The sequence below is a fragment of the Neptunicoccus sediminis genome, from assembly GCF_001719615.1.
Lineage (GTDB): Bacteria > Pseudomonadota > Alphaproteobacteria > Rhodobacterales > Rhodobacteraceae > Amylibacter > Amylibacter sediminis.
Window position 1 is genome coordinate 482913 of the sequence record NZ_MDVX01000002.1, and the last position, 23255, is coordinate 506167.

Here is a 23255-nt window from a genome sequence, read left to right on the forward strand (position 1 = left end):
GGACGCAGGACCTTCTTATGACACAGTGTTATCGACATGCCTTGCATATGGGCGCTGCGGGCACCTGTTTCAAGAGGCCGCCCCGCGCTGCGACCTTCTGTCCGTTGCAGCCCGCCAGTCGCGGACGCGCAATCGAGCCAGTCGGGTCAGTCGGAAACGTAAGCCGGATAGCCAAGCTGCTGGAACAGGAACCATTCGCGATCCTGTACCGCCCGCAGCAGATCATCAGAGAGGACATCCTTGGCGTCATCCCGCTTTGAGGCGTTGATGCGGGCGTCAGACGTCATCAACTCGTTCACAGCCGCCTCTGCATCCTCAAACTTCGGCGCAAGTTCCGCCTTGATCAGCGCGGCAAGATCCCCGTTCAGGCTTTCGTTGCGGATCACCACTTGGGGCAGGCCCTTGTTCTTGTACCGCCGGACCACCTGATCACGATCCTTGAACGCATTCAGTTCCTTGTGTTTTCCAGGCAACGCGAGGGTCAGGTAGCGATAGGTCATATATCCGAACAGTCCCGCATGGGTGTCGGCATAAGGCGCCTCGTAGAAATGGGCGTTCTGCGGGTCAAGCATGAACTCCAGCCATTTTGGAAAGCCCGCCGGACCATCGGCGTAAAGGCTGTTTCCCTCACTGAAGTGCCGGTCCAAACGGCGACGGATCGGGCTGCCGGTTTTGGTCAGGCCGAAATAATACAGGCTTTTATACTGGTCGAGCGGGTCCCGCGCAGTGATGAAGTAAAACGTGCCGTCATCCTGTTTGACCTGTTTGAAAGACACGCGCCGGTGCTTGATAAACCTGACAGGCTCTTCCGCGATATGACGTTTGAGGAAATCGACGATAAAGCTCGATCCGGTCTTCTGGACATCAAGATAGCAAAAGGAACCGTAATCGAGCATATATTTTCCTGCTTTTGTGCCGCACCGCCCCCTGTTCGGACCCGCCCAGCTTCATTTAAATCTGTATCTCAGTGTTCAAGCAGGTTTACGTTGCAGCGACAAGCCCCTCTGTTTCGGCGTCTTTTGGCGCTCCTTCCAGAAAGGCGCGCATCCGCTGACGGGCAAATTCCTGTTTCTCGGCATCGGTTTCTCTGGCCACATAGACCCGCACCATTTGCTCTGCGATAAAGTAGCGGACCACACGCTTTTGCCGCAGGGCCACGCCGGCAGCTTTAAGAAACATTCGTGCCTCTTTCTCTGGCAGGCCGTGAAACAGCCTCTGCCCGTCCGGAGACGAGAAGAAATCCTTCATCACCAGAAAACGGGCCGCCATGCGCATCAGGGGCAGCCAGCGTTCCCTGTTGATGTCGATTGCATAAAGCCCGCCTTCCCAGATCTTGAGGTTCACCAAAGTCATGTCGTCATGGGCGCTGGTGTGATCCACCGGCTTGCCTTCTATCTGATCTGCAAGAGAAGCCATTTCCGCCAGCATCCCGTTCAACAGGGTGCGTTCTTCGCCGCTTAGGGTGTCGTTATCCGAAACGTCCAAACGGGACACAAACTGCGCGGCCCGCAGGGGTTTCTCTTTGCGCCGCAGATCGGCACAGGCTTTCAGCCAGCCTGCAACTTGTAGCACGATGGCTTCCCGTTCCGGCTGTTCTGCCGCATTATAGAGGGACCGCACCGTGTCCCCATCGACCCATTTCAGGATCACGACCCCCAGTTCCGGCACGGTCTCAAGGCAATTGTTGACATAATAGGGTTCGGGCAGATTGGTCTCTAGAAATTGCAACTCTGTGCAGGCGCGTTTGGCGCTGACGGCAGCTTTGTCGCGGGGGTATTGTTTATAAACCACCCGCTGCCCCTTGTAGGACCCCGTGGCAACAATGGAGCGATCTTCGATCTTTCTGACCCGCAATCCTCTGACGGCGAACAGCCCAAGTCTGGAGCATAATTGCCACCGGAACCTTAAGGTCAGAGCAATTTTGCGCAGTCGCGTTGTCAGCATGATGATGTTTTCTCCCGGCCCGGCAACAAATGCAGGCAGTGCATTGCAAGATGTTTGGAAAGATTGGTAGGCCCGGTAGGACTCGAACCTACGACCAAAGCGTTATGAGCGCTCTGCTCTAACCAACTGAGCTACAGGCCCCCGTAAGGGTGGGCAAAGCGATACCCAAGCACTGCGTCAGGGTCAAGCATCTTTCAGGCAGCCTTGCGGTACAATTGCTGTTCGCGAAAGATCACATAGAGCCCTGCGCCGATGGTGATGCAGATGCCGGTTGCCGCCAGTGGATCGGGCAGATCGTTAAAGATCAGATAGCCCACGATCGTCGCCATCGGAATTTCCAGATACTGCATCGGGGCCAGTGTTGCAGAAGGGGCGAACCGCAGCGACCATGTCATCAACAGATGCGCTACCGTACCAAGCACGCCGATGGCAACCAGAAGACGCCATTCCTGTGTATTCGGGGCAATCGTTCCCAGCATCTCTATGTCGCTGCCGGAAAAGGCCAGCAGCACCGCACCGATCAGCAGCGCCGCGATCACGCCGGACTGGGCTTGCAAGTTCATGGCATCCACCTCTTTGGCCACCCGCCGTGTTACCAGCATAAACAGCGCGAAGTTCACCGCCACACCAAGGGGCAGCAAAGCGGGCCAACCCACGGCGGCAAAGCTCGGCTGGATCACAAGGAGTGTGCCAATGAACCCCACCAGACAGGCCATAAGACGATGCGGGCCGACTTCTTCGTCCAGAACATAGCGGCCCAGTAGCAGCATGATAAAAGGCATCACAAAGGCGATGGCAATTGCATCGGCCAGCGGCAGGTAGCGCAGCGAGCTGAACATCATGCCAATGCCAAGAATATGTAAAAGCGTGCGCAGCACCATCAGCCAGAACAACCTGCGGGGCAAACGCACTGGCAATCGGGTGAACCAGATAACCGGCCAAAGCAGCATCGTCTGCGCCACAAAGCGCACCAGTAGCAACTGCAACAAAGGCACCGAATCGCCAAGCACTTTTGCAATGGCATCCCCAAGCGGGGCCAAGATACAAAAGCCTGTCATAAAGGCTATTCCAAGAAGCGGGCGGTCCTGTGTCATTCGGGCACTCTATTCCAGTCCCACCGCGGCGCAATGGCTGTTTTCAACGAAGCGCCCTTACGTTACAGGGATGCAAGAGATTCTGGAGGCCCACATGAACGACCGCAAGAACAGCCTGACCTACGCCGATGCCGGTGTAGACATTGATGCCGGTAACGCGCTGGTAGATCGCATCAAACCCGCTGCAAGCAGCACCAAACGCCCCGGCGTCATGGACGGGCTTGGCGGTTTTGGCGCGATGTTCGACCTGAAGGCTGCGGGCTTTAACGATCCGGTTCTGGTCAGCGCGACAGACGGGGTTGGCACCAAGCTGCGCATTGCCATTGATACAGGTCACGTGGGCACGGTCGGCATTGATCTGGTGGCTATGTGCGTCAACGATCTGATCTGTCAGGGCGCGGTGCCGCTGTTCTTCCTTGATTACTTCGCCACCGGGAAATTGGATGTCGACAGTGCCGCCAAAGTGATCGAGGGCATTGCAGAGGGCTGCCGTCAGGCCAACACTGCACTGGTTGGCGGGGAAACCGCCGAAATGCCCGGCATGTATGAAGCGGATGATTTCGATCTGGCAGGCTTCTCGGTCGGCGCGATGGAACGGGGCGCAATGCTGCCCGCAAATGTCGCGCAAGGCGATGTGCTGATCGGGATGCCGTCAAGCGGTGTGCATTCCAACGGCTATTCGCTGGTGCGCAAGATTGTCGAACAGTCCGGTCTTGGCTGGGATGCGCCATCGCCATTCGGTGACGGCACACTGGGCGAAGCCTTGTTGGAACCGACAAAAATTTACGTCCGCCCTGCGGTGGCCGCGCTGGAAACCGGCGGACTGCACGGTCTGGCCCATATCACAGGCGGCGGTTTGACAGAAAACCTGCCCCGCGCCCTGCCCGAAGGTCTGGGGGCTGAAATCGACCTTGATGCCTGGACCCGCCTGCCCGTCTTTGACTGGTTGATCAAAGGCGCCGGTCTGGATCAGGCTGAGGCGCTCAAAACCTTTAACTGCGGTCTGGGCATGATTGCCATTGCCGCTGCAGATCAGGCGCAGGACGTTCTGGCTGCACTGAAAGGTGAAGGTGTCGCCGCGATGACCATCGGCAAAGTTGTTGCTGGCAGTGGGGTATCCTACTCCGGTTCGCTCTGATGACGCGGGTTGCCATTTTCATCTCGGGCGGCGGTTCCAACATGCTGTCGCTGCTGGATGCGATGGAAGACCCGTCTTTCGGGGCGGAACCTGTGCTGGTGTTGGCCAATTCGTCAAAAGCCGGCGGGTTGGCCAAAGCGGACGCCCGCGGTGTGCCGACCGCCGCTGTAGATCACCGCGATTACAGTGACCGCGCCGGTTTTGAAGCGGAAATCTCAAAAATTCTGGCGCAGTACAATCCCGACTTAATCTGTCTCGCTGGGTTTATGCGGGTTTTGACGCCTGAATTTACTGCGCAATGGGAAAACCGGATGCTGAACATCCACCCTTCCCTGCTGCCGAAATATAAAGGGCTGCACACCCACCAGCGTGCCCTTGATGCGGGCGACACCGAAGCCGGGTGTTCCGTGCATCTGGTCACAGCCGCGCTCGATGACGGCCCGATCCTTGGTCAAGCCCGCGTTCCGGTGCTGGACGGGGACACCGCCGATGACCTTGCCGCCCGTGTTCTGGTGGAGGAACATAAACTCTACCCGACCGCCCTGCGCAACTTTATCGCCCAACGCGGCTAAGACGCCTCTCTGCTTTATTATGGTTCGGAAACAGTGAGCGACTTGCAAAGCGGGCTGTTTCCCCATCGGAAAACCGGCGAATCCGTCTCTGCTGGAATGTGCGGAAATTGTGACAATTCTCGGACAATTACACCTTAATCCGCACAACTAAAGGTTAACCAAACGTAAACGCTTAACTTTCCATGTAAAAACAATAACTTAAAAAATCAATAAAACTACGGAAATTTTTAATATTAACCCAATTCCTCCCACTTCTGACCGCATTTGCCCGACATATTGAGGGAAGCAAAGCAATTAGCCAGAAGGGAAGTTCGACATGCGTTCAAGCTTTTCCAAATTATTAAAACGGACCCGACGCGACGAAGACGGCGGGGTGAGTGTGGAATTCATGCTCTGGGTTCCGGTGTTTGTCGCCCTGATGACAGGTGCGGTCGATGTGGGCACAATTTTTGCTTATAAAACAAATTACTGGGGTGTTGCGCGGGATACAGCCCGACAAGTCGCCCGACACGCCATGGATGAGACCGAGGCAGAAGCCTACGCGAAGAAAATGGCTACATACTCCGGTGTTGAACCGGAAACAGAGGTAAAAATCACCGCGAATGACGTAACCGTTCGATTGATCGGATACGCCGACACAATCGCGTCTTTCGGCATTTTCAAGGTTCTTCAGGGAACCGAAATCTCTGCCGAAGTCACCTATGCGCTAGAGCCGATTTAAGGATAGACCCATGACCCGTATCAAGCATCAAATTTCCGATTTTCTGCGCGACGAAGACGGTGGCGCGACCGGCTGGAACCTTGCGTGGTTTGCCGTTTTGGCCGCCGGAGCCGGTTTTGCCATTGACGTCTCAAACGCCCGCAACGCCAAAGAGCACCTGACCGTCACCGCCGAAGCGGCCTCCCACGCGGGGCTGGTGGCGCTGATGAACACCGGATCCAAAGGCGAAGCGCGGGCGGCGGCAGTTGCCTCGGTCCAGCAGAACTATCCCAGCGATGTATTCGGTCCGGTCATCGCGAACGCCACCTCCGACATCAAGGTTGCCCATTACAACCCCAAAGATTCCAGCTGGAGCGACTCCGGCATGGCAAACGCGGTTGGCGTGACCCTGCGGCGCGATGAATCTACCAAAAACGGCGTATCGACCTTTCTTTTGAACTGGGTCGGGCTGGAAGAATGGACTTTTTCTGCATCCGCGGCCACTGCAATGGCGGGCACGCAAAAGTGCAGCAACACCGAAGGTCTGTTTGCCCAAGGCAATATCCAGCTTCGCTCTCACAATGAATTCGGACGGAATATCTGTCTGCACAGTGACGAATACGTGACCATGTCAAACCACAATGCGTTTGAAGACGGGTCCTATGTCAGCATGCCCGACCTTAGCCTCTGTGCAAAATGTGACGATAATACCAAGAACCCCGGCATCGTCGAAGCGGCCTATGAAACCAAATATATCATGCCCGATATTGCCGACTGGATCGAACGGACGGAAATGTCTTTTCTCGGCTCCGGTGACAGCGCTATCAAGGAAGCCTTCTTTGAAGGGCGTGCGCTGGACCGCGATCTGTCCTCTCTTGCCGCGCTGAATTACGAAACCGCCTATCTGGAACGGGGCTCGGTTATCGAAATCTCTGCAACCGAATTTTCGCTGATGGACGATATTCCCGAAGGTCTGACCTATAATGTAAGCTGCACCGCCTCCGGTTCTTCCGGTTCGGGGAACGGCAACGGCAACGGAAATGGGAATGGAAATGGCGGCGGCAATGGGAACGGCAAAGGCAAGAAAAAGAACCAGAGCGGCTCCGGAAGCGAGGTTGCCTCTGTGTCGTCGCTCGATTTTTCCAACGCGCCCTTGAAGGATTTGGCGGTGATCACGAATTGCCCTGTGAACTTTGGCAGATCAGCGGATTTACTGGGAACCATGATCGTTACCAGCAGTGAGAGCGGCATCTCCGGATCGTCCGGCACCACAATCGGCGCGTCGAACTATTCCTGCGATCCCTTGGATCGTGTGACGATCATGACCAATGCCGACGTGCATATGGCGGCCAAGTTTCTGGCCACCAACCTGACGCTGGTTATTGACGGCGCGATCCATCTTGCCTCTGGCGGGTCGGGCAATTCGGATCACTACGGTGTGGGGATCCATACGTCCGGCGACATAGACGTGACGACCCATCACAACTATTACAGCTGCGACAATCCCAGCACCGAGGTTGCCCCGATCATGGGCGTTATCCGCCACGTTACCTCTGGCTGAACAGGCCGTTCGGACAGGCACAAAAAAGGGCCCCGCAGGGCCCTTTTTCTATGAGACAGGTAAATTCTGCCCCAAGAAATCTGTCGGCTTAGCCAACCAGTTCCAGACCGGAGAAGAAATATGCGATTTCTTCAGCGGCTGTTTCAGGGGCATCGGAGCCGTGGATGGAGTTTTCGCCCAAGGACAGAGCGAAGGTTTTGCGGATCGTACCTTCGTCAGCATCGGCAGGGTTTGTTGCGCCCATGATTTCACGGTTGCGCAGGATGGCGTTTTCACCTTCCAGAACCTGAACAACGATCGGCTCGGAAACCATGAATTCACACAGTTCGTCGTAGAACGGACGCTCTTTGTGGACCGCGTAAAACGCCTGAGCTTGGGCAAGTGTCAGTTGGATGCGCTTTTGTGCGATGATGCGCAGGCCGCCGTCTTCCAGCATGGCACAGATTTTGCCAGTCAGGTTGCGTTTTGTTGCGTCTGGTTTGACGATAGAGAAAGTACGTTCGAGAGCCATTTTGACTGTCCTTTGGGTTGGTGAATTTGGCGGTGCGATAGCATGGAACATCCTTATTGGAAAGCACCCATTCAGCCCCTGTTGACAGTATCGGGTCACTGGGGCATTGCGAGGCATGCTAAAGCTGACAGATATATCCTATTCGATTTCGGGCCGTCCCTTGTTTGACGGCGCTTCCGCAACGATTCCGACCGGCCACAAAGTGGGCTTTGTCGGACGCAACGGGACGGGCAAAACGACCCTGTTCCACCTGATCACCGGCAAGCTGGCGATGGACGGGGGGAGTGTCGAAATTCCCCGTGGCGCCCGCATCGGCGGTGTCGCACAAGAGGCACCCGCATCGGACGACAGCCTGCTCGACACGGTTCTGATGGCCGACACCGAACGGGCCGCCCTGCTGGAAGAAGCTGAAACCACCACCGATCCGGTGCGCATTGCCGAAGTCCACGCACGGCTTGGCGATATTGACGCCTATTCCGCCGAGGCCCGCGCCGCGGCCATTCTGCACGGTCTGGGGTTTGACAAAGAGGCCCAAGCCCGCCCCTGCGCCGATTTCTCCGGTGGCTGGCGAATGCGCGTTGCGCTTGCGGCTGTGCTGTTCTCCGAACCTGATGTGCTGCTGCTCGATGAGCCGACCAACTATCTTGACCTTGAAGGCACGCTTTGGCTGGAAGGGTATCTGGCGAAATACCCCCATACAGTGCTAGTGATCTCTCACGACCGCCAGTTGCTGAACCGCTCAGTCAATTCGATCCTGCACCTGATGGACCAGAAGCTGACGCTTTATCAGGGGAATTACGACACGTTCGATGCGGTGCGCCGCGCAAAACTGGCGGAGCTGGCGGCAGCGGCCAAGAAACAGGCGGCAGAACGTGCCCATATGCAAAGTTTTGTGGACCGTTTCCGCGCCAAGGCATCCAAAGCGAAACAGGCCCAGTCCCGTCTGAAGATGCTGGAGCGGATGGAACCCATCGCGGCCGCAACGGAAAACAACGTGGCCTCGTTCAACTTCCCCTCGCCCGAACAGCTTTCGCCGCCGATCATGAAACTGGACGGTGTGGATGTGGGCTATGACGATGTCACGATCCTGCGCAACCTGAACTTGCGGATTGATCAGGACGACCGGATCGCGCTGCTCGGGGCGAATGGTCAGGGTAAATCCACCCTGTCCAAACTGTTTGCCAATCGGCTAAAGCCACAAACCGGCGATGTTATTGCCTCCTCCAAGCTGCGTATCGGCTATTTTGCCCAGCATCAGGTGGACGAATTGCATCTGGACGAAACCCCGCTGCAACATCTGGCACGGGAACGCCCCGAGATGCCACCTGCCAAGCTGCGCTCGCGGCTGGCGCAAGGCGGTGTTGGGCCGGAACAGGCCGAAACGCTGGTGGGCAAACTGTCGGGCGGGCAAAAGGCGCGGCTGTCGATGCTGCTGGCCACACTTGATGCGCCCCATCTGGTGATCCTTGACGAGCCGACAAACCACCTTGATATTGAAAGCCGCGAGGCACTGGTGCGTGCCTTGATGGATTATGACGGCGCGGTAATCCTTGTCAGCCATGACCCCCATCTTGTGGGCATGGTGGCGGATCGTCTGTGGCTGGTGAAGGATGGCAGCGTCAAACCTTTCAACGAGGATCTGGACGCCTATCAGAAACTGCTGCTGAGCGAACGTGGCGGCGGCGGTGTCGCCGCAGCCCCCGAAAAGAAGAAACCCCGCGAGAAACGCAAGCCCGCCGCCGAACAACGCAAGGCGATTGCGCCCCTGCAGGCAGAAGTGTCCAAATGCGAAGCCCGCGTTGCCAAGCTGGAAGAGTTGAAAGCTAAAATCGAGGACCGGCTGGCCGATCCCGATCTTTACACCCCTGTTTACCGCGACAAACTGATGTTATTACAGGGCAAAGCCCGCGAAATTAATGACGGTTTGAAACGGGCCGAGGAACTGTGGATGGCCGCGTCCGAAGAACTGGAGCTTGCAAAGAGCCAATGACGTTTGATCTGTTTGTCACTGCTTTCGTTACGATTTTTCTCGTTATCGACCCGATCGGCCTGCTGCCGTTCTACATCGCGCTGACAAGCGAGCATACAAAGTCCGAGCGCCGTGGCATTGCCCTGCGCTCTACCGGAATTTCGCTGTTTGTGCTGTTGCTGTTCGCCTTTGCAGGCGATCAGATCCTGCAAGGCATTGGCATCGGCATGCCGGCCTTCCGAATTGCGGGGGGTGTTTTGCTGTTCATGACAGCGGTGGACATGCTGTTTGAAAAACGCGCAGAGCGGCGAGGCAACCAGACCGAAGCCTCTGACCGGCCCGATCCATCGGTCTTTCCGCTGGCCACACCGCTGATCGCGGGGCCGGGTTCCATCGCGGCTGTGATCCTGCTGGCGGGCGGCGGGAGCGACCGCGTGCAGGCGCTGTCGATCACCCTTGGCGCGTTGTTTCTGGTACTGGCCCTCGTACTGGCGCTGTTCTTTCTGGCGGGTCCTGTCGAACGCCTGCTCGGTAAGGTCGGGATCAATGTTGTGACCCGATTGTTGGGAATGCTGCTGGCGGCGCTCGCGGTTCAGTTCGTCGTAGACGGGATGCACGGGTTGGGCGTGATATGAGCGGTGACGAACGGGCCTATTTTTTCTATCTGACCCTGCTGCTGCTGTTTGTCGGCAGCGGCTTTTTGTTCGGGTATCGTCAGAAAATGGGCAAGTCGCTGCAACAGGCCGCGATCTGGGGGCTGATTTTTGTTGGCGTGATCATCGCCTACGGGTTTTCCGACACGCTGAAACAGCAGATCATGCCGTCCCGCGCTACCATCAGCAGTGACGGCTATGTGGTGCAGCGGGCACGGGACGGACACTTTTACCTTGCGCTGGAAGTGAACGGAAAAACTGTTCCATTTGTGGTAGATACCGGCGCAACTTCAATCGTTCTGAGCCGCCAGGATGCGATTAAAGTCGGCATTGATCCTGACAGTCTCAGCTATCTGGGGCGGGCGAATACCGCGAATGGTGTGGTTGAAACCGCCTCTACCGTGCTTGACCGCGTCGCGCTCGGGGAACTGGTGGATTACGATGTGCGGGCTTCGGTCAATGGCGGAGAAATGAACGGATCGCTACTGGGGATGGCCTATCTCAGCCGGTTTTCAGAGATCTCCATGCGCGGGGACAGGATGATCCTGCGGCCTTAGGATCTGAGTATTTTTGGAACATTGAAGCAGGCCGGAACTAACTGGCCGCTTTTTCCGCCTTTTTGATCCAGCGTCCGTCTTCCTGTGCCCAATACTGCGCCGCGATCCCGGCCGCGGTGAGGGTTTTCCAGTCTTCCCGTGCGGCCGTCAATTCATCGGAATTGTTGCCATCGAACATCAAGCAGACGCGGGCGTAGCGGGCGACTTCGTCGGGGGTGGTTTTTGCCCCGTTCGTCAGCAGCAATATTTCGGCCTGATTGGGGTTGTCGTCCGACAGCGTCAGCAGGATCGGCTGTTCCGCGTCATGGGGGCCGCCGGCGATCCCGTGGGGCAGAAAAGACTCCTCGCGGTATTGCCAGAGGGCAGCATCCAGATGTTGCAACTTGCTATCCTCCCTGCCCCGCACCAGCGCGCGCCAGGGTTTGGCGCGCACTTTCTCCAACAGGTCAGGCAGCGCCTGTTCCAGCCGGGAGCGGGTCAGGTGATAGAAAAAGACCTCAGCCATCGACCTGTTCGTAGTTATCGGCAATCAGACGGTCGAGCGCACGAACGCCCCAGCCTGTTGCGCCCGCAGGGGCAAGGTCTGTGGCGGATTTGACCGAGGCCACACCAGCAATGTCGAGGTGAATCCACGGCATTTCAGGTTCAACAAAGCGTTGCAGGAACTGGCCCGCAGTGATGGACCCTGCCGCGCGGCCGCCGGTGTTTTTGATGTCGGCAATGCGCGATTTGATCAGCTTGTCATAGGCATCCCCGAGCGGCATGCGCCATGCGCCTTCAGTCTCGGCTTTGGCTGCTTTGAGGAAACGGTTGCACAGATCGTCGTTGTTGGAGAACACGCCCGCATTTTCATGGCCAAGCCCGATAATGATCGCGCCGGTCAGTGTGGCAAGGTTGATCATGCCCACAGGCTCATAGGTTTTCTGCGCGTACCAGAGCACATCTGCCAGTAGCAGACGGCCTTCGGCATCGGTGTTAATCACCTCGATCGTGTCGCCCTTCATAGAGGTCACAACGTCTCCGGGGCGCTGTGCCTTGCCGTCGGGCATGTTTTCCACCAGCCCGACCAGACCGACTACATTGGCTTTCGCCTTGCGCAAAGCCAGCGTTTTCATCACGCCCGCCACAACACCGGCGCCACCCATGTCCATGGTCATGTCTTCCATACCGCCTGCGGGTTTCAGGCTGATGCCGCCGGTGTCAAAGACAACGCCCTTGCCCACCAATGCGAAGGGTTTTTCATCCCCGCCGCCGTTCCATTCCATCACCACCATTTTGGACGGGCTGACAGAGCCCTGCCCCACACCAAGCAGCGCGTGCATGCCCAGCTTTTCCATATCCGCTTCTTCCAGAACGGTGACTTTCAGGCCGATTTCTTCCATCTCTGTCAGACGGTTGGCAAATTCTGTTGTGGTCAGTACATTGGCAGGTTCATTGACCAGATCGCGGGTCATGAACACGCCTTCAGTGGCCGCCTGACGGGCGGCATAGGCCGTTTTTGCCTCTTCTGCGTTGCTTACCAGAACCGTCAAACCGCCCTGATCGGTCTTTTCGCCGGATTTGTGATCGCTGAAATCATAAGCCCGCAGCACGTAGCCTTGGACCACATCAAGGGCCGCACGGTTTGCACCGGCCAGCAGCATGGCATCGGATTTGCCAACGGCCTTGGCGGCATCGGCACCGGCTTTGCGGGCCACATCCGCATCTGCCTTGCGTCCGAGTTTGACGATCACGATCGCTTTGGCAGCAATATTCGCAGGATAGTCCATCACCTGAACTGCGCCCGTCTTCATGCTTTCAAAGGCTTCTGATTCGGAGAACCGCGCCAGCACTCCGCGGGCCAGTTTGTTCACACGCCGCGCCAGCGGGTCTAGCCCGCCTGAAGGTGTGAGGAAACAGACGATTTTACCTTCAAATGCGTCGATCCGGTCCAGATCGGTTTCCACGAAGTCAGGAGAGATGGGAGAAGTCATTGAACGCCCTTTTCATTTTGCGTGTTTTCCCCCGATTTAACGTTTTTCAGCCGATTTGACCACCTGCGTCTGTTGCCTCGGAAAAAAATGGGTTAGTTCAGGTGGACTTGAAGAAAACAGAGGTCTGCACAGGTGAAACGGATAGACAGGTATGTTCTGCGCCAGTTGCTTGGGCCGTTTCTGTTTTTCATGGTCATCTTTGGCGGAATACTTTGGCTGAACCAAGCGCTGCGCATCGTGGATGTGGTGATCAGCAACGGCCAGTCGGGGCTCGTCTTCGGGGAACTCTCGCTTTATCTGCTGCCCAAAGTGCTGGAAACGGTCGTGCCTGTGGCCGCCTTTGCCTGCGCGATTTATCTGACCAACCGGCTTTATGCGGAATCCGAACTGGTTGTCTTTATGGGGGTCGGTCATGGTCCGGCCAATGCAACCAAGCCGTTTTTCGCCTTCGGTCTGATCTGTTTTCTGTTGATGAGCCTGCTTACCCATCTGGCGACACCGTGGTCCCTGTCCACATTTCAGGACCGCCAGTATGAGATCAGCAAGGAATATCTGACACAATTCATCGTCGCCGGAGAGTTCGCCAGCCCTGCGGCGGGCGTGACTATCTTTTTCGGGGACACCACGCCAGAGGGCAATCTGCGGGACGTATTGATCAATGACAGGCGCGATGAAACGGTGATTGTCACCCATACGGCGGCTTCGGGTCAGCTGATCTCGTCGGAAAACAAACCGAAACTGGTGCTGTTTGAAGGCTCTATCCAGCAGTTTGAACCAGAGGCCCGCACGCTGAGCACTATTCAGTTTGACAGTCTGAGCTATGACCTCAGCCAGTTTGCCAAAACCATCGGCGCCCGCAGCATTTCAGCCCGCGAGGAATACAGCTGGCAATTGCCGGCATCAGAGGCTACAGGCGCCATGCTTGAACTGCATGACCGGCTGGTGAAATCCCTGCTGGCGGTGATCGTGCCCGTGCTTGGGGCGGTGGTTCTGCTGTCTGCGGGGTTCAGCCGGAGCGGGTTTTTCCTGCGGATCGCGCTTGGCGTGGTGTTCATGGTGGCGATCAACTCTGCACGGGGGGTGTTTCAGGGATTTGCCGAAGAAACGCCCGCTGCATGGCCGCTGCTCTATGTGCCGGTGATTGTCGCCTTCCTTGCCGTTTTGTTCATGATCCGGATGGGACAGGCACCGTGGAAATCGGGGCTTGGCGGTCTGCTCTTTCCAAACAAGAGCACGCCATGACCCTCTATTCCTATTTTGCCAAACGGTTCTTCAGCGCGTTTTTGCGTGTGTTTGCGGTTCTGGCGCTGCTGATCTTTGTGCTGGAAACGCTGGAAAACATCCGTGGCCTGTCCAAACACGGGGTGGATTTTGGTCAGGCTGCATGGCTCGCCGCGTTCAGTTCGCCGGAACTGGTGTTACAAGCGATGCCGATCATTGTGATGCTGGGCGGTCTGACCTTTTGTGTCGGGCTGGCGCGGTCGAACGAATTTGTCGTGACGCGGGCTGTGGGGGTTTCCGCCCTCAAAGCGATGATCGCACCTGCGCTCAGTGCTTTTGCGCTCGGGGTGGCGGCGATGCTGGTACTGAACCCGTTGTCGGCCTTTTTTGCTGTGCAACACGACAAGCTGCGCGAGACCTATACCAACGCCAACCGCGAGGCAGTCTCCTTTAGCGAGGACGGTTTCTGGTTGCGGCAAAAGGATGTGGACGGCCATACGGTGATCCACGCCGAAAGCGCCAATTCACGGGGCACCAGCCTGCGCGGGGCGACGGCACTGGAATTTGACGCGGAAGGACAAATCGTTTCGCGCATATATTCGCGCACGGCGATCCTGCGGGAAGGCGAATGGGTATTCACCAACGGCAAATTCTGGCATACGGACCGGACCACCGCCAACCCCGAGAGCACATCGGAGGCTTTTGAAATCCGCCGCTTCCCCACTGATATTACCCCCGAGCGGATCCTTGACGGATACCCCAAGCCCGAAACCGTTCCGCTTTGGGACAAGTGGCGGACCATCCGCGCGATCGGGGATGCCGGTTTTTCCACCCTGCCCCATCGCATCCATCTGAATATGGAACTGGCGCGCCCCCTGATGCTGATGGCCATGATGATTATCGGCGCAGCGTTTACCTTGCAAAACGCCCGTATGGGGAACCTCGGAATCTCGGTGTTTATCGCGTTAATTTGTGGTTTTTCACTCTACTTCCTACAAAATCTTGCTATGACTTTGGGAGAAGCAGGAGAGATTCCCGTTTTCGCGGCGGCTTGGGCGCCTCCGCTCGCCGCTATTTTATTTGCCGTGGGGTTGTTCCTCAGTTTTGAGGACGGGTAAGTCATGAAACGTTGGGCATTTGTGTTACTTTGTGCCGCAAGCACCTCGTTTGCCATAACGGGGGCGCCGGTTGTGCAGGCGCAAACCGCGCCGCAAAGTGTGTCCTCTGCCCGAGACTCCCAGCGTCCGATTTCCCTGATTGCCGATAGTGTCAGCTTTGATCCCACCAGCGGCGTCCTTACCGCGTCCGGCAATGTGCAGGTGTTTCGCGGCTCGCAAGTTCTTGCCACCGAACGGCTGGTCTATGACCAGCGCAACCGTCATCTGTCCATACCCGGTCCCATGACCCTGACCGACGGTGAGGATGTCATCACGCGGGCTGCGGGTGCGGAGCTGGATACCGATCTTGAAAACGGGCTGATCGAAGGTGCAGAGCTGTTGATCCAGCAGCAGATGCAACTGGTCAGCGCGCGAATGCACCGTCAGGACGGCAAGTTCAAGGTTCTGGATAAGGTCGTCGTCACAAGCTGTCAGGTCTGCGCGAAATATCCGGTCCCTTTCTGGAAAATCCGCTCTCGTCGGGTGATCCATGACGAAGAGGCCCGCCAGTTGTATTTTGAAAATGCAACGCTGGATGTATTGGGCGCGCCAATCGCATATGTGCCGAACCTGCGGGTGCCCGAACCGGGTGTAAACCGGGCCAAGGGCATGCTGGTGCCGAAATTCTCTACCTCGAACACGCTCGGCTACGGGGTTGAAATTCCCTATTACTGGCCCCTTGGAGAGCATGCGGACCTGACCCTGACCACGCAGCTTTATACCAAAGGCAGCTTCCTGCTGAATCCGGAATACCGGCGTTGGGTCAAACGCGGCTATTTTGAGATTGATTCCTATCTGACGCTGGCGGACGATCTGGTGCGCAATAACACCCGTTCCTCTTTGACAGCGACGGGACTGTTCCAACTGCCAAATGAAATAGAGCTGGAGTTCCAGCTTGATGTGACATCGGACGATGATTTCCGCGACGATTACGGTATCGGGGATGAGGACGAGGACCGTTTGACCTCTTTCGTAACCCTGCGCCGCACGCGCGAGGATTCCTACGTCAGCGTCAGTGCGTCCTATATCCAGAGTTTGCGCGCCAACGAGATTGACCAGCAAATTCCGCTGGTCTTTCCTGAAATCTATGGCCGCAAAACATGGCGCGATCCGGTTCTAGACGGCAAGTTTTCCCTGACAGCCCAATCCGTTACCCTGCTACGCGAGGATGACAGCCGGTTTTCCCGCGCCGGTCTGGTGGCGGAATGGAACAACGACTGGTATCTGCGCAACGGCCTTATCGTTTCGGCCTATACCGGCGTTGCGGCCAGCTATTATCTGACCGAGGGCATCACCGGCTTTAACGATGGCACCCTGTCCGAAACCGTCCCCACCGCCGCCCTTGATTTGCGCTGGCCCCTGTCCCGCCAGAACGGGTCTGTCACCCATATCATAGAGCCGCGCGTGCAGCTTGTCTGGTCTCCCGACACGCCGCGCGACAACCCGAATGAAGACAGCGTCCAGCTGGAATTTGAGGAAACAAACCTGTTTTCCTATAACCGCTTCCCCGGATTTGACGCCTCCGAACGGGGCGTTCGCGCCAATGTGGGTGTGTCCTACACCCGCTATAACCCCAAGGGCTGGACCTATGGCTTTACCCTTGGCCGCGTATTCCGGCGCGATGATCTGGGGCAATTCGGGGCTGGTACGGGGTTAAACGGGCGTCACTCCGATTATGTCAGTGCCGTTAACGTGGCCTATCTGGACCATTTTGATTTTAGCAACCGGACGCTGTTTGACGAGGATCTGAATGTCTCCAAAAACGAAGCCCGTTTGCAGATGGATTTCAACCGCGTTTCCACACGGGCCACATATGTATATCTCGAACAGGATGTGGTCGCGGGTGCGAGTGATCGCAGCCACGAAGCGTCCCTTGCGCTGAGCTACCAGTATAACGATTACTGGACCTATCAAGGGGCATGGCGGCAAAATCTGGAGACCGGAAGCGCCACCAGCGGCGCCTTTGGTGTGCGTTATGAAAACGAATGTGTGGCGGTAAACCTTTCACTCTCGCTTGAATACGAAGGGTCTGGTATTGTGCGCCCAACGCGGGAGCTTGGCCTGTCAGTGGAACTGGCCGGACTGGGCAATAAAAAGCGAAACACAAAATATGCACGCCGGTGTTCGGCGTTAAACGGGTAGTACAGGTGGTAGAAATGAAATCATTGGCACTGACTTTAATTGCGGGTCTGATGGCGGTTGCTCCACCGGCGGTCGCGCAAAGCAGCAACCCCTATGCTGTGGCCATTCGTGTGAATGACGGTGTGGTAACGAATTTCGAAGTGAACCAGCGGATTCTGTTGTTGCAAGCCTTTGGAACCACCGGCGACCTGCGCAAAACTGCGCAAGAGCAACTGATCGAGGATCGCCTGCGCCTGCAAGCTGCCAAGCGCGCGGGGCTGACTGTGACCGACGAGGAAATCGAGGAAGGCGTTGCGGAATTTGCCGGTCGCGCCAATCTGAGCGCCGAGCAGCTTTACCAGTTTGTCGCACAAAGAGGCGCAGCGCGGGAGAGCATGCAGGACTTCGTGCGGGCCGGTCTGTTGTGGCGCAATCTTGTGCAGGCCCGATTTGCAGGCCGCGCAAACGTGAGCGACAGTGAAGTTGACACCACCTTGAACCTTATCGCCGTGCGCCCGTCCCAGTCTATCCTGTTCTCGGAAATTCGCCTGCCGCTGAACCAGCAAACCGATGCGCAGACGCTGGAACTGGCCGAAAGCCTGTCAAAATCCATCCGCAGCGAAGCCGCCTTTGCTGCCGCCGCCCGCCGCTATTCTCGCGCGCCAAGCCGCGCCCGCAGCGGTCGTCTGGACTGGCTACCCGTGGCAGAACTTCCGCCCGCGCTGGCAGGCCAGATCATGGCGCTGCAACCGGGCGAAGTGACCGCCCCTGTCACACTGGGCGCCACCGTTGGCTTGTTCCAGCTGCGCGGTGTGCGCAATAATCCCCCGTCCGCGGATCAGGTCCTGTCGGTCAGCTATACCACTGTGGATATTCCCGGCGAACCCGGTTCGGAACGTCTGGTGGCCGAAGCAACCGATCTGATAAATGACGTGGACACCTGCAAAGATTTACGCGCGGAATCAGAACGTTACGCTGTGCCGGGCTATACCGACCACACCCAGACCATTGGCACGGTGCCCGATCATATCGCGGTGACTCTGGCCGGACTGGACCGGCATGAAGCCAGTTATTACACCAACACCGCAGGCACGCTGAGCGTGGTTATGCTGTGCGACCGGACCCGTGACCTGCCCGAAGGCACACGGGATAACATCCGCAACGGTCTGTTCAACCAGCGGGTTGGTGCGCTTGGTCAGGGGTATCTGCAAGAGCTGAAGGGCGATGCGGTCATCGTTTACCCATGACACGCTCCCAGCCGCGCCCGATCGCGCTCAGCAGCGGAGATCCCGCAGGTGTTGGACCCGAAATTACCCTTGCCGCCTGGTCTGTGCTTAGGGATGAGCTGTCCTTCTTTGTGATTGGCGACCCGCGTCATTTCCCCCGCTCCGTCGAAATTTCCGCACCCGCCGAGGCCGTTGATGCGATGGCGCATGGCGTGCCCTTGCTGCCGCTTGAATTTGCTGCCCCTGCGATACCCGGGCAGCCGGATCACGGGAATGCGGCGGGGGTGATCGGTTCGATCGAACAGGCGGTTGCTTTTGCGAAAGAGGGCACCGCCAGCGCCGTTTGCACCAATCCGATCAGCAAGCAGGTCTTGATCGAAGGTGCAGGCTTTCCCCATCCGGGCCATACGGAGTTTCTCGCAGAACTCGGCGGGGTGGCGCGGTCCGTGATGATGCTCACCGCGCCGGAACTCTCGGTGGTGCCGGTGACAATTCACATCCCGCTGGAACAGGTGAAACAGGCGCTGACCGCGGACCTGCTGGAAGACACCATCCGCATCACCCGCGCCGCCCTGATCCGGGATTTCGGCCTTGCTGCCCCGCGCATCGCCATTGCAGGACTGAACCCCCATGCTGGTGAAGGCGGCGTCATGGGGCGCGAGGAAATCACCCTGATCGAACCCGTGCTCCAAAAACTGCGTGCCGAAGGGATGGAGATCACCGCCCCCCTGCCTGCGGATACCATGTTCCATCCGGCGGCCCGTGCCAGCTATGATGTGGCGGTCTGCATGTATCACGATCAGGCGTTGATCCCGATCAAAACGCTGAATTTTTCTGCGGGCGTGAATGTGACACTTGGCCTGCCCTTTATCCGCACCTCCCCCGATCACGGCACGGCATTTGGCATTGCCGGACAAAGCATCGCGGATGCCACTTCATTAACCGAGGCCCTGCGCCGTGCGCGCGACATGGCCCAAGCGAGGGCGCTTTATGACGCTGAGCATTGACGGTCTTCCCCCCCTGCGGGAAGTGATCAACACCCATGAATTGCGGGCCAAGAAATCCCTTGGCCAGAACTTTCTGCTGGACCTGAACCTGACGGCGAAAATTGCGCGGCAGGCGGGAAATCTGACCACCTGCGATGTGCTGGAGGTCGGTCCCGGACCGGGGGGGCTGACCCGTGCGCTGCTGCTGGAAGGGGCACGCAATGTGGTGGCGATCGAACAGGACCCCCGATGCCTGCCCGCGCTGGCCGAAGTGTCAGAGCATTACGGCGGCAAGCTGACGGTGATTCAAGGCGATGCGCTGCAAATCAATCCGTGGGAGCATCTGACCGCCCCTGTGCGGATCGTGTCGAACCTGCCGTATAACGTGGGCACAGAGCTGCTGACCCGCTGGCTTTCACCTGCCGAATGGCCCCCCTACTGGCAGTCCCTGACGCTGATGTTTCAAAAAGAGGTTGCGCAGCGGATCGTGGCGAAACCGGGCAGCAAGACCTATGGCCGCCTGTCGATCCTTGCGCAGTGGCGCACCGATGCAAAAATCGTGATGGAACTGCCGCCCGAAGCGTTTACGCCGCCCCCGAAGGTCACATCTTCAGTGGTTCATCTGGAGCGTCTGGAAGAACCGCGCTACCCCGCAGATCCGGTCTGGCTGTCGCGCACGGTGGCCAAAGCCTTTGGCCAGCGGCGCAAGATGCTGCGGGCCAGTTTGAAAGGCTTGGCGCCGGATCTGGAGGACAGGATTGTTGCGGCGGGAATTAAGCCCACGCAACGGGCCGAAGAAATCGACCTCGCCGGTTTTTGCGCCCTGAGCGAAAAGCTTCGGGCGCAATAAGCCTTATTCGGCGGCTTTGGTGTCTTCGGCCACAGCCGGTGCCGGTTCTGCAGGAGCCTCGGTAGAGTCCGCGGCCGGTTTTGCCTTGGGTTTGGCCGGAGCCCGCTTGCGCGGAGCGGCTTTTTTCACAGGTTTGGCCGGTTTGCTTTCCGGTGTTTCCACCAGATTGCTGTCATCCTGACCGGGAAAGAGATCATCGGTTTCAGGGATTGTTGGTTGCTCGCCTGAGGGATCGACCGCCGGTGCGGCCGCGGTGTTGCCACCATTCCCGCTTGCAGCCTGCGAAGGCTTTTTATTCTGCTGCGGAGCGTTCTGCTGGTTCTGGTTTTGGTTCTGGTTTTGGCCCTGATCCTGACCATTCCCCTGATTGTTATTCTGGTTGTTATTTTGATTGTTCTGATTGTTGTTCTGGTTCTGGCGCTGCGATTCCTGTTGTTCGCGGCGCTGGTCCATTTCTTTCTGGGCCTCACCCAGCAGACGCACGTAATGTTCGGCGTGCTGTAGGAAATTCTCTGCGGCGACCCGATCTCCCGAAAGCTGCGCATCGCGGGACAGGGTCTGGTATTTTTCGATAATCTGCTGGGGCGTACCGCGCACCTTACCGTCGGGGCCGGAACTGTCGAACACCCGATTAACCACATTTCCCAGATTGGAACGGTTGGAACGGTTCTTGTTGCGCGAACGCGATTTGCTAGAAGATCTCATATGATCCGAGTACCTTTTTCGTCTTTGATTTTGAGCAGTCTTCGTAAAGACCTAAAGTCCAGATGCCTATTTGGATGCTAGGGGATGAGAACCGACCGGTTCCATCATCCGATAGGACAAAGTACAATGGCTAAGGTTCCTATGACAAGCGGAAATGCGGTGAAATCCGCCCGATTGGCATTATTTTTCCGCAATTAGCCCTTTTCCGCCGGAGAAACCGCAACAATCCGGTCACGCCCGCCCAGATCGGGATGGACGTTAACCGCTTTGAAACCCGCTTCGTCAAAGATGGCCTTAACCTGCGGCCCCTGTTTGTAACCTATCTCGAACAGGGCGCGGCCCGTTGGCGCCAGAAACCCTGCCAGACCGGCGGCGATGCTGCGGTAGGCGGATAACCCGTCCCCCCCCGGTGTCAGCGCCAGATGGGGTTCGTATTCGCGTACATCTGTGGACAGTTCGTCCATTTCTTCTGCGGTGATATAGGGCGGATTGCTGACCACAAGATCAAAGCGGCCTTGCAGCCCTGAGAACCAGTCGGCCTGTGCAAATTGCGCCCGATCATTCAGACCCAGCGCAGCCGCATTGCCTTTGGCCACGTTCAGCGCAGCCTCTGACATATCCGTCCCCAAACCACGGGCCTCGGGATATTCTGCCAGCAGCGACAACAGGATACAGCCCGAACCGGTGCCAAGATCCAGAATGCTGGCAGGGGCATCCCCGTCAAGCGCCAGATCAATCAGCGACTCGGTTTCGGGACGGGGGTCAAGCACATCTGCTGTCACATTGAATTCGTGTTTCCAAAAGGCCCGCTTGCCGATGATATGGGACACGGGTTCGTGGGCGGCGCGGCGTTTGATCATATGCTCGAACTGGGACACCTGCGTTGGGGTGATGGTGCGCGACAATTCCAGCGTCAGCCGGTCTGCGGGAACCCCCATCATATGCGCCATCAGGATGCGGGCATCGCGGCTTGCCCCGTCGCCAATCGCGTCGCGCAACAATTTCGTGCCACTGCGCAGCACCATGGAAGCGGTCTGGATCATGGGTCCATCTCTGCCAGACGCGCCGCCTGATCATCCGCAATCAGCGCGTCGATGATTTCATCCAGATCGCCCTGCATCACCTGATCCAGTTTATAAAGCGTCAGGTTGATCCGGTGATCCGTCAGACGGCCTTGCGGAAAGTTATAGGTGCGAATCCGCTCTGACCGGTCGCCCGAACCGACCTGCCCCTTACGGCTCGCCGCACGTTCGTCATCCGCCTGCTGGCGTTTAAGATCATAAAGCCGCGTGCGCAGCACCTGCATGGCAATCTCACGGTTGCGGTGTTGGGATTTTTCGGCGCTCACCACCATGATATTTGTGGGAATATGCACAATCCGCACCGCAGAATCCGTGGTGTTCACATGCTGCCCGCCGGACCCCGATGCACGCATGGTATCAATGCGAATGTCACTGGCGGGGATGTCGATGTCCACCTCTTGCGCCTCGGGCAGAACCGCAACTGTTGCCGCCGAAGTGTGTACCCGACCGCCGCTTTCGGTGACAGGCACACGCTGCACGCGGTGCACGCCGCTTTCAAATTTCAAACGGGCAAACACCCCCTGCCCCTTGACGTTGATCACCGCTTCTTTCAGCCCGCCGAGTTCGGTAGCACTTTCCTCCATCACTTCGAATTTCCAACCGGCGTCTTCCGCATAGCGCTGGTACATGCGCAGCAGATCACCGGCAAAGAGCGCGGCCTCATCCCCGCCGGTTCCGGCACGAATTTCCAGAATGGCAGAGCGTTCGTCAGCCTCATCCTTGGGGATAAGGCTAAGTTGCACGGCATGTTCAAGCGCGGGCAAACTGTCCTGAAGCGCGGGCAGTTCTTCGGCTGCAAGCTCGCGCAGTTCGGGATCGGCCATCATGTCTTCGGCCTCTGCAATATCCTGCAAAAGCGTCTGGTATTGCTGGATCTTTTCCACCACGGGGCGCAGATCGGAATACTCTTTTGACAGGGCGGCAAAATCGTCGCTGGCGCTGCCTTCGGACATCTTCGCTTCCAGAAAAGCGAAGCGCTGTTTTATCTGTTCAAGTTTTTCTATCGGGATCATAAAGCTGAAATCACCGAGGTCAGGCCGCAGGTCAAGCAGTAAGTGACAAATCGGCAAAAAACGTCTATAATCGGCGGATGAGGACCGCTTTGATGATCGGTTTGCTCGTACTGGCCATCGGGCCGGCCGCACGCGCACAAGATGCCGATGTGATATGGCCCGACTGTTATTGCACCGATACAAACGGGGCCCGCGTAGAATTGGGCGAAGTGATCTGTCTGC

At 57.5% G+C, this 23255-nt stretch carries 22 protein-coding genes and 1 tRNA gene; 13 read left to right on the forward strand and 10 right to left on the reverse strand.

Annotation, left to right across the window (positions count from 1 at the left end):
• Nucleotides 1-146 precede the first annotated feature (146 nt).
• The 4 genes from BFV97_RS06205 to BFV97_RS06220 form a co-directional block, all read right to left on the reverse strand.
• The gene (locus tag BFV97_RS06205) at nucleotides 147-896 is read right to left on the reverse strand and encodes a hypothetical protein (RefSeq protein ID WP_069299457.1); all 750 of its coding nucleotides are present in this window, start codon (nucleotides 894-896) and stop codon (nucleotides 147-149) included.
• Between the two features lie 85 nt (nucleotides 897-981).
• Entirely contained in the window at nucleotides 982-1791 is an 810-nt protein-coding gene (locus BFV97_RS06210; RefSeq protein WP_157888274.1) for a hypothetical protein, read from the reverse strand.
• Nucleotides 1792-2008: 217 nt separating this feature from the next.
• Nucleotides 2009-2085 (reverse strand) — tRNA-Ile (locus BFV97_RS06215).
• A gap of 53 nt (nucleotides 2086-2138) precedes the next feature.
• Nucleotides 2139-3038: a DMT family transporter gene (locus BFV97_RS06220; RefSeq protein ID WP_069299459.1), complete on the reverse strand. Its 900-nt coding sequence runs from the start codon at nucleotides 3036-3038 to the stop codon at nucleotides 2139-2141.
• Between the two features lie 94 nt (nucleotides 3039-3132).
• Here BFV97_RS06220 and purM point away from each other — a divergent pair, with 94 nt between their 5' ends.
• The 4 genes from purM to BFV97_RS06240 all read left to right on the forward strand — a co-directional run bounded on the left by purM (nucleotide 3133) and on the right by BFV97_RS06240 (nucleotide 7009).
• On the forward strand, nucleotides 3133-4176 hold the full coding sequence (purM, locus tag BFV97_RS06225) for a phosphoribosylformylglycinamidine cyclo-ligase (protein WP_069299537.1): 1044 nt from the start codon (nucleotides 3133-3135) through the stop codon (nucleotides 4174-4176).
• A complete protein-coding gene (gene purN / locus BFV97_RS06230) occupies nucleotides 4176-4748 on the forward strand; it encodes a phosphoribosylglycinamide formyltransferase (RefSeq protein WP_069299460.1) in 573 nt (190 codons plus the stop codon). Before purM ends, purN begins: the two co-directional genes overlap by 1 nt.
• Before the next feature lie 316 nt (nucleotides 4749-5064).
• Nucleotides 5065-5469 (forward strand): TadE/TadG family type IV pilus assembly protein, encoded by a 405-nt coding sequence (locus BFV97_RS06235; RefSeq protein ID WP_069299461.1) that lies wholly within the window; start codon nucleotides 5065-5067, stop codon nucleotides 5467-5469.
• A 10-nt stretch (nucleotides 5470-5479) separates the two neighbouring features.
• Nucleotides 5480-7009, forward strand: a complete 1530-nt coding sequence (locus tag BFV97_RS06240; RefSeq protein WP_069299462.1) for a Tad domain-containing protein — start codon at nucleotides 5480-5482, stop codon at nucleotides 7007-7009.
• Nucleotides 7010-7097: 88 nt separating this feature from the next.
• Here BFV97_RS06240 and ndk read toward each other — a convergent pair whose 3' ends face one another.
• Nucleotides 7098-7520 carry a nucleoside-diphosphate kinase gene (ndk, locus tag BFV97_RS06245; protein ID WP_069299463.1) on the reverse strand — a complete coding sequence of 141 codons (423 nt, stop codon included), beginning with the start codon at nucleotides 7518-7520 and terminating at the stop codon, nucleotides 7098-7100.
• A gap of 115 nt (nucleotides 7521-7635) precedes the next feature.
• Between ndk and BFV97_RS06250 the strand changes: the two genes are divergently transcribed.
• The 3 genes from BFV97_RS06250 to BFV97_RS06260 are packed head-to-tail and all read left to right on the forward strand — an operon-like array spanning nucleotide 7636 to nucleotide 10699.
• Nucleotides 7636-9510 carry an ABC-F family ATP-binding cassette domain-containing protein gene (locus tag BFV97_RS06250; protein ID WP_069299464.1) on the forward strand — a complete coding sequence of 625 codons (1875 nt, stop codon included), beginning with the start codon at nucleotides 7636-7638 and terminating at the stop codon, nucleotides 9508-9510.
• The gene (locus BFV97_RS06255) at nucleotides 9507-10124 is read left to right on the forward strand and encodes a MarC family protein (protein WP_069299465.1); all 618 of its coding nucleotides are present in this window, start codon (nucleotides 9507-9509) and stop codon (nucleotides 10122-10124) included. The genes BFV97_RS06250 and BFV97_RS06255 overlap by 4 nt, the downstream gene beginning before the upstream one ends.
• Nucleotides 10121-10699 carry a retropepsin-like aspartic protease family protein gene (locus BFV97_RS06260; protein ID WP_069299466.1) on the forward strand — a complete coding sequence of 193 codons (579 nt, stop codon included), beginning with the start codon at nucleotides 10121-10123 and terminating at the stop codon, nucleotides 10697-10699. Before BFV97_RS06255 ends, BFV97_RS06260 begins: the two co-directional genes overlap by 4 nt.
• Before the next feature lie 37 nt (nucleotides 10700-10736).
• Here the strand turns inward: BFV97_RS06260 and BFV97_RS06265 are convergent, their stop codons facing one another.
• Together BFV97_RS06265 and BFV97_RS06270 are read right to left on the reverse strand one after the other, a co-directional pair.
• Complete coding sequence (locus tag BFV97_RS06265; RefSeq protein WP_069299467.1) at nucleotides 10737-11204, reverse strand: DNA polymerase III subunit chi; 468 nt, start codon at nucleotides 11202-11204, stop codon at nucleotides 10737-10739.
• Nucleotides 11197-12672, reverse strand: a complete 1476-nt coding sequence (locus BFV97_RS06270; RefSeq protein ID WP_069299468.1) for a leucyl aminopeptidase — start codon at nucleotides 12670-12672, stop codon at nucleotides 11197-11199. Before BFV97_RS06270 ends, BFV97_RS06265 begins: the two co-directional genes overlap by 8 nt.
• A gap of 132 nt (nucleotides 12673-12804) precedes the next feature.
• On the opposite strand from BFV97_RS06270, the gene lptF reads away from it, so the two are divergent.
• From lptF to rsmA, 6 genes are read left to right on the forward strand one after another with little or no spacing between them, the layout of a single operon-like run.
• Nucleotides 12805-13914, forward strand: a complete 1110-nt coding sequence (lptF, locus tag BFV97_RS06275) for an LPS export ABC transporter permease LptF (protein WP_083225538.1) — start codon at nucleotides 12805-12807, stop codon at nucleotides 13912-13914.
• Nucleotides 13911-15011: an LPS export ABC transporter permease LptG gene (gene lptG, locus BFV97_RS06280; RefSeq protein WP_069299470.1), complete on the forward strand. Its 1101-nt coding sequence runs from the start codon at nucleotides 13911-13913 to the stop codon at nucleotides 15009-15011. Before lptF ends, lptG begins: the two co-directional genes overlap by 4 nt.
• A gap of 3 nt (nucleotides 15012-15014) precedes the next feature.
• On the forward strand, nucleotides 15015-17192 hold the full coding sequence (locus BFV97_RS06285; RefSeq protein ID WP_069299471.1) for an LPS-assembly protein LptD: 2178 nt from the start codon (nucleotides 15015-15017) through the stop codon (nucleotides 17190-17192).
• Between the two features lie 14 nt (nucleotides 17193-17206).
• The gene (locus BFV97_RS06290) at nucleotides 17207-18418 is read left to right on the forward strand and encodes a peptidylprolyl isomerase (protein WP_069299472.1); all 1212 of its coding nucleotides are present in this window, start codon (nucleotides 17207-17209) and stop codon (nucleotides 18416-18418) included.
• Entirely contained in the window at nucleotides 18415-19404 is a 990-nt protein-coding gene (gene pdxA, locus BFV97_RS06295; RefSeq protein ID WP_069299473.1) for a 4-hydroxythreonine-4-phosphate dehydrogenase PdxA, read from the forward strand. Before BFV97_RS06290 ends, pdxA begins: the two co-directional genes overlap by 4 nt.
• A complete protein-coding gene (gene rsmA, locus BFV97_RS06300; RefSeq protein ID WP_069299474.1) occupies nucleotides 19388-20233 on the forward strand; it encodes a 16S rRNA (adenine(1518)-N(6)/adenine(1519)-N(6))-dimethyltransferase RsmA in 846 nt (281 codons plus the stop codon). The genes pdxA and rsmA overlap by 17 nt, the downstream gene beginning before the upstream one ends.
• A 3-nt stretch (nucleotides 20234-20236) precedes the next feature.
• Here rsmA and BFV97_RS06305 read toward each other — a convergent pair whose 3' ends face one another.
• From BFV97_RS06305 to prfA, 3 genes are all read right to left on the reverse strand, one after another.
• Nucleotides 20237-20938: a DUF4167 domain-containing protein gene (locus BFV97_RS06305; RefSeq protein ID WP_069299475.1), complete on the reverse strand. Its 702-nt coding sequence runs from the start codon at nucleotides 20936-20938 to the stop codon at nucleotides 20237-20239.
• Between the two features lie 194 nt (nucleotides 20939-21132).
• Nucleotides 21133-21981: a peptide chain release factor N(5)-glutamine methyltransferase gene (gene prmC / locus BFV97_RS06310; protein ID WP_069299476.1), complete on the reverse strand. Its 849-nt coding sequence runs from the start codon at nucleotides 21979-21981 to the stop codon at nucleotides 21133-21135.
• Nucleotides 21978-23033 (reverse strand): peptide chain release factor 1, encoded by a 1056-nt coding sequence (gene prfA, locus BFV97_RS06315; protein WP_069299538.1) that lies wholly within the window; start codon nucleotides 23031-23033, stop codon nucleotides 21978-21980. The genes prmC and prfA overlap by 4 nt, the downstream gene beginning before the upstream one ends.
• Between the last annotated feature and the right edge of the window lie 222 nt (nucleotides 23034-23255).

What these genes read in the sequence shown, in the direction of transcription:
- BFV97_RS06260 (WP_069299466.1), top strand. Translation starts at nt 10,121, where the DNA reads ATGAGCGGTGACGAACGGGCCTATTTTTTCTATCTGACCCTGCTGCTG.
- prmC (WP_069299476.1), bottom strand. Translation starts at nt 21,981, where the DNA reads ATGATCCAGACCGCTTCCATGGTGCTGCGCAGTGGCACGAAATTGTTG.
- BFV97_RS06270 (WP_069299468.1), bottom strand. Translation starts at nt 12,672, where the DNA reads ATGACTTCTCCCATCTCTCCTGACTTCGTGGAAACCGATCTGGACCGG.
- rsmA (WP_069299474.1), top strand. Translation starts at nt 19,388, where the DNA reads ATGACGCTGAGCATTGACGGTCTTCCCCCCCTGCGGGAAGTGATCAAC.
- BFV97_RS06220 (WP_069299459.1), bottom strand. Translation starts at nt 3,038, where the DNA reads ATGACACAGGACCGCCCGCTTCTTGGAATAGCCTTTATGACAGGCTTT.
- BFV97_RS06305 (WP_069299475.1), bottom strand. Translation starts at nt 20,938, where the DNA reads ATGAGATCTTCTAGCAAATCGCGTTCGCGCAACAAGAACCGTTCCAAC.
- prfA (WP_069299538.1), bottom strand. Translation starts at nt 23,033, where the DNA reads ATGATCCCGATAGAAAAACTTGAACAGATAAAACAGCGCTTCGCTTTT.
- BFV97_RS06235 (WP_069299461.1), top strand. Translation starts at nt 5,065, where the DNA reads ATGCGTTCAAGCTTTTCCAAATTATTAAAACGGACCCGACGCGACGAA.
- BFV97_RS06265 (WP_069299467.1), bottom strand. Translation starts at nt 11,204, where the DNA reads ATGGCTGAGGTCTTTTTCTATCACCTGACCCGCTCCCGGCTGGAACAG.
- pdxA (WP_069299473.1), top strand. Translation starts at nt 18,415, where the DNA reads ATGACACGCTCCCAGCCGCGCCCGATCGCGCTCAGCAGCGGAGATCCC.
- BFV97_RS06250 (WP_069299464.1), top strand. Translation starts at nt 7,636, where the DNA reads ATGCTAAAGCTGACAGATATATCCTATTCGATTTCGGGCCGTCCCTTG.
- BFV97_RS06255 (WP_069299465.1), top strand. Translation starts at nt 9,507, where the DNA reads ATGACGTTTGATCTGTTTGTCACTGCTTTCGTTACGATTTTTCTCGTT.
- BFV97_RS06205 (WP_069299457.1), bottom strand. Translation starts at nt 896, where the DNA reads ATGCTCGATTACGGTTCCTTTTGCTATCTTGATGTCCAGAAGACCGGA.
- BFV97_RS06290 (WP_069299472.1), top strand. Translation starts at nt 17,207, where the DNA reads ATGAAATCATTGGCACTGACTTTAATTGCGGGTCTGATGGCGGTTGCT.
- purM (WP_069299537.1), top strand. Translation starts at nt 3,133, where the DNA reads ATGAACGACCGCAAGAACAGCCTGACCTACGCCGATGCCGGTGTAGAC.
- ndk (WP_069299463.1), bottom strand. Translation starts at nt 7,520, where the DNA reads ATGGCTCTCGAACGTACTTTCTCTATCGTCAAACCAGACGCAACAAAA.
- lptG (WP_069299470.1), top strand. Translation starts at nt 13,911, where the DNA reads ATGACCCTCTATTCCTATTTTGCCAAACGGTTCTTCAGCGCGTTTTTG.
- BFV97_RS06285 (WP_069299471.1), top strand. Translation starts at nt 15,015, where the DNA reads ATGAAACGTTGGGCATTTGTGTTACTTTGTGCCGCAAGCACCTCGTTT.
- BFV97_RS06240 (WP_069299462.1), top strand. Translation starts at nt 5,480, where the DNA reads ATGACCCGTATCAAGCATCAAATTTCCGATTTTCTGCGCGACGAAGAC.
- purN (WP_069299460.1), top strand. Translation starts at nt 4,176, where the DNA reads ATGACGCGGGTTGCCATTTTCATCTCGGGCGGCGGTTCCAACATGCTG.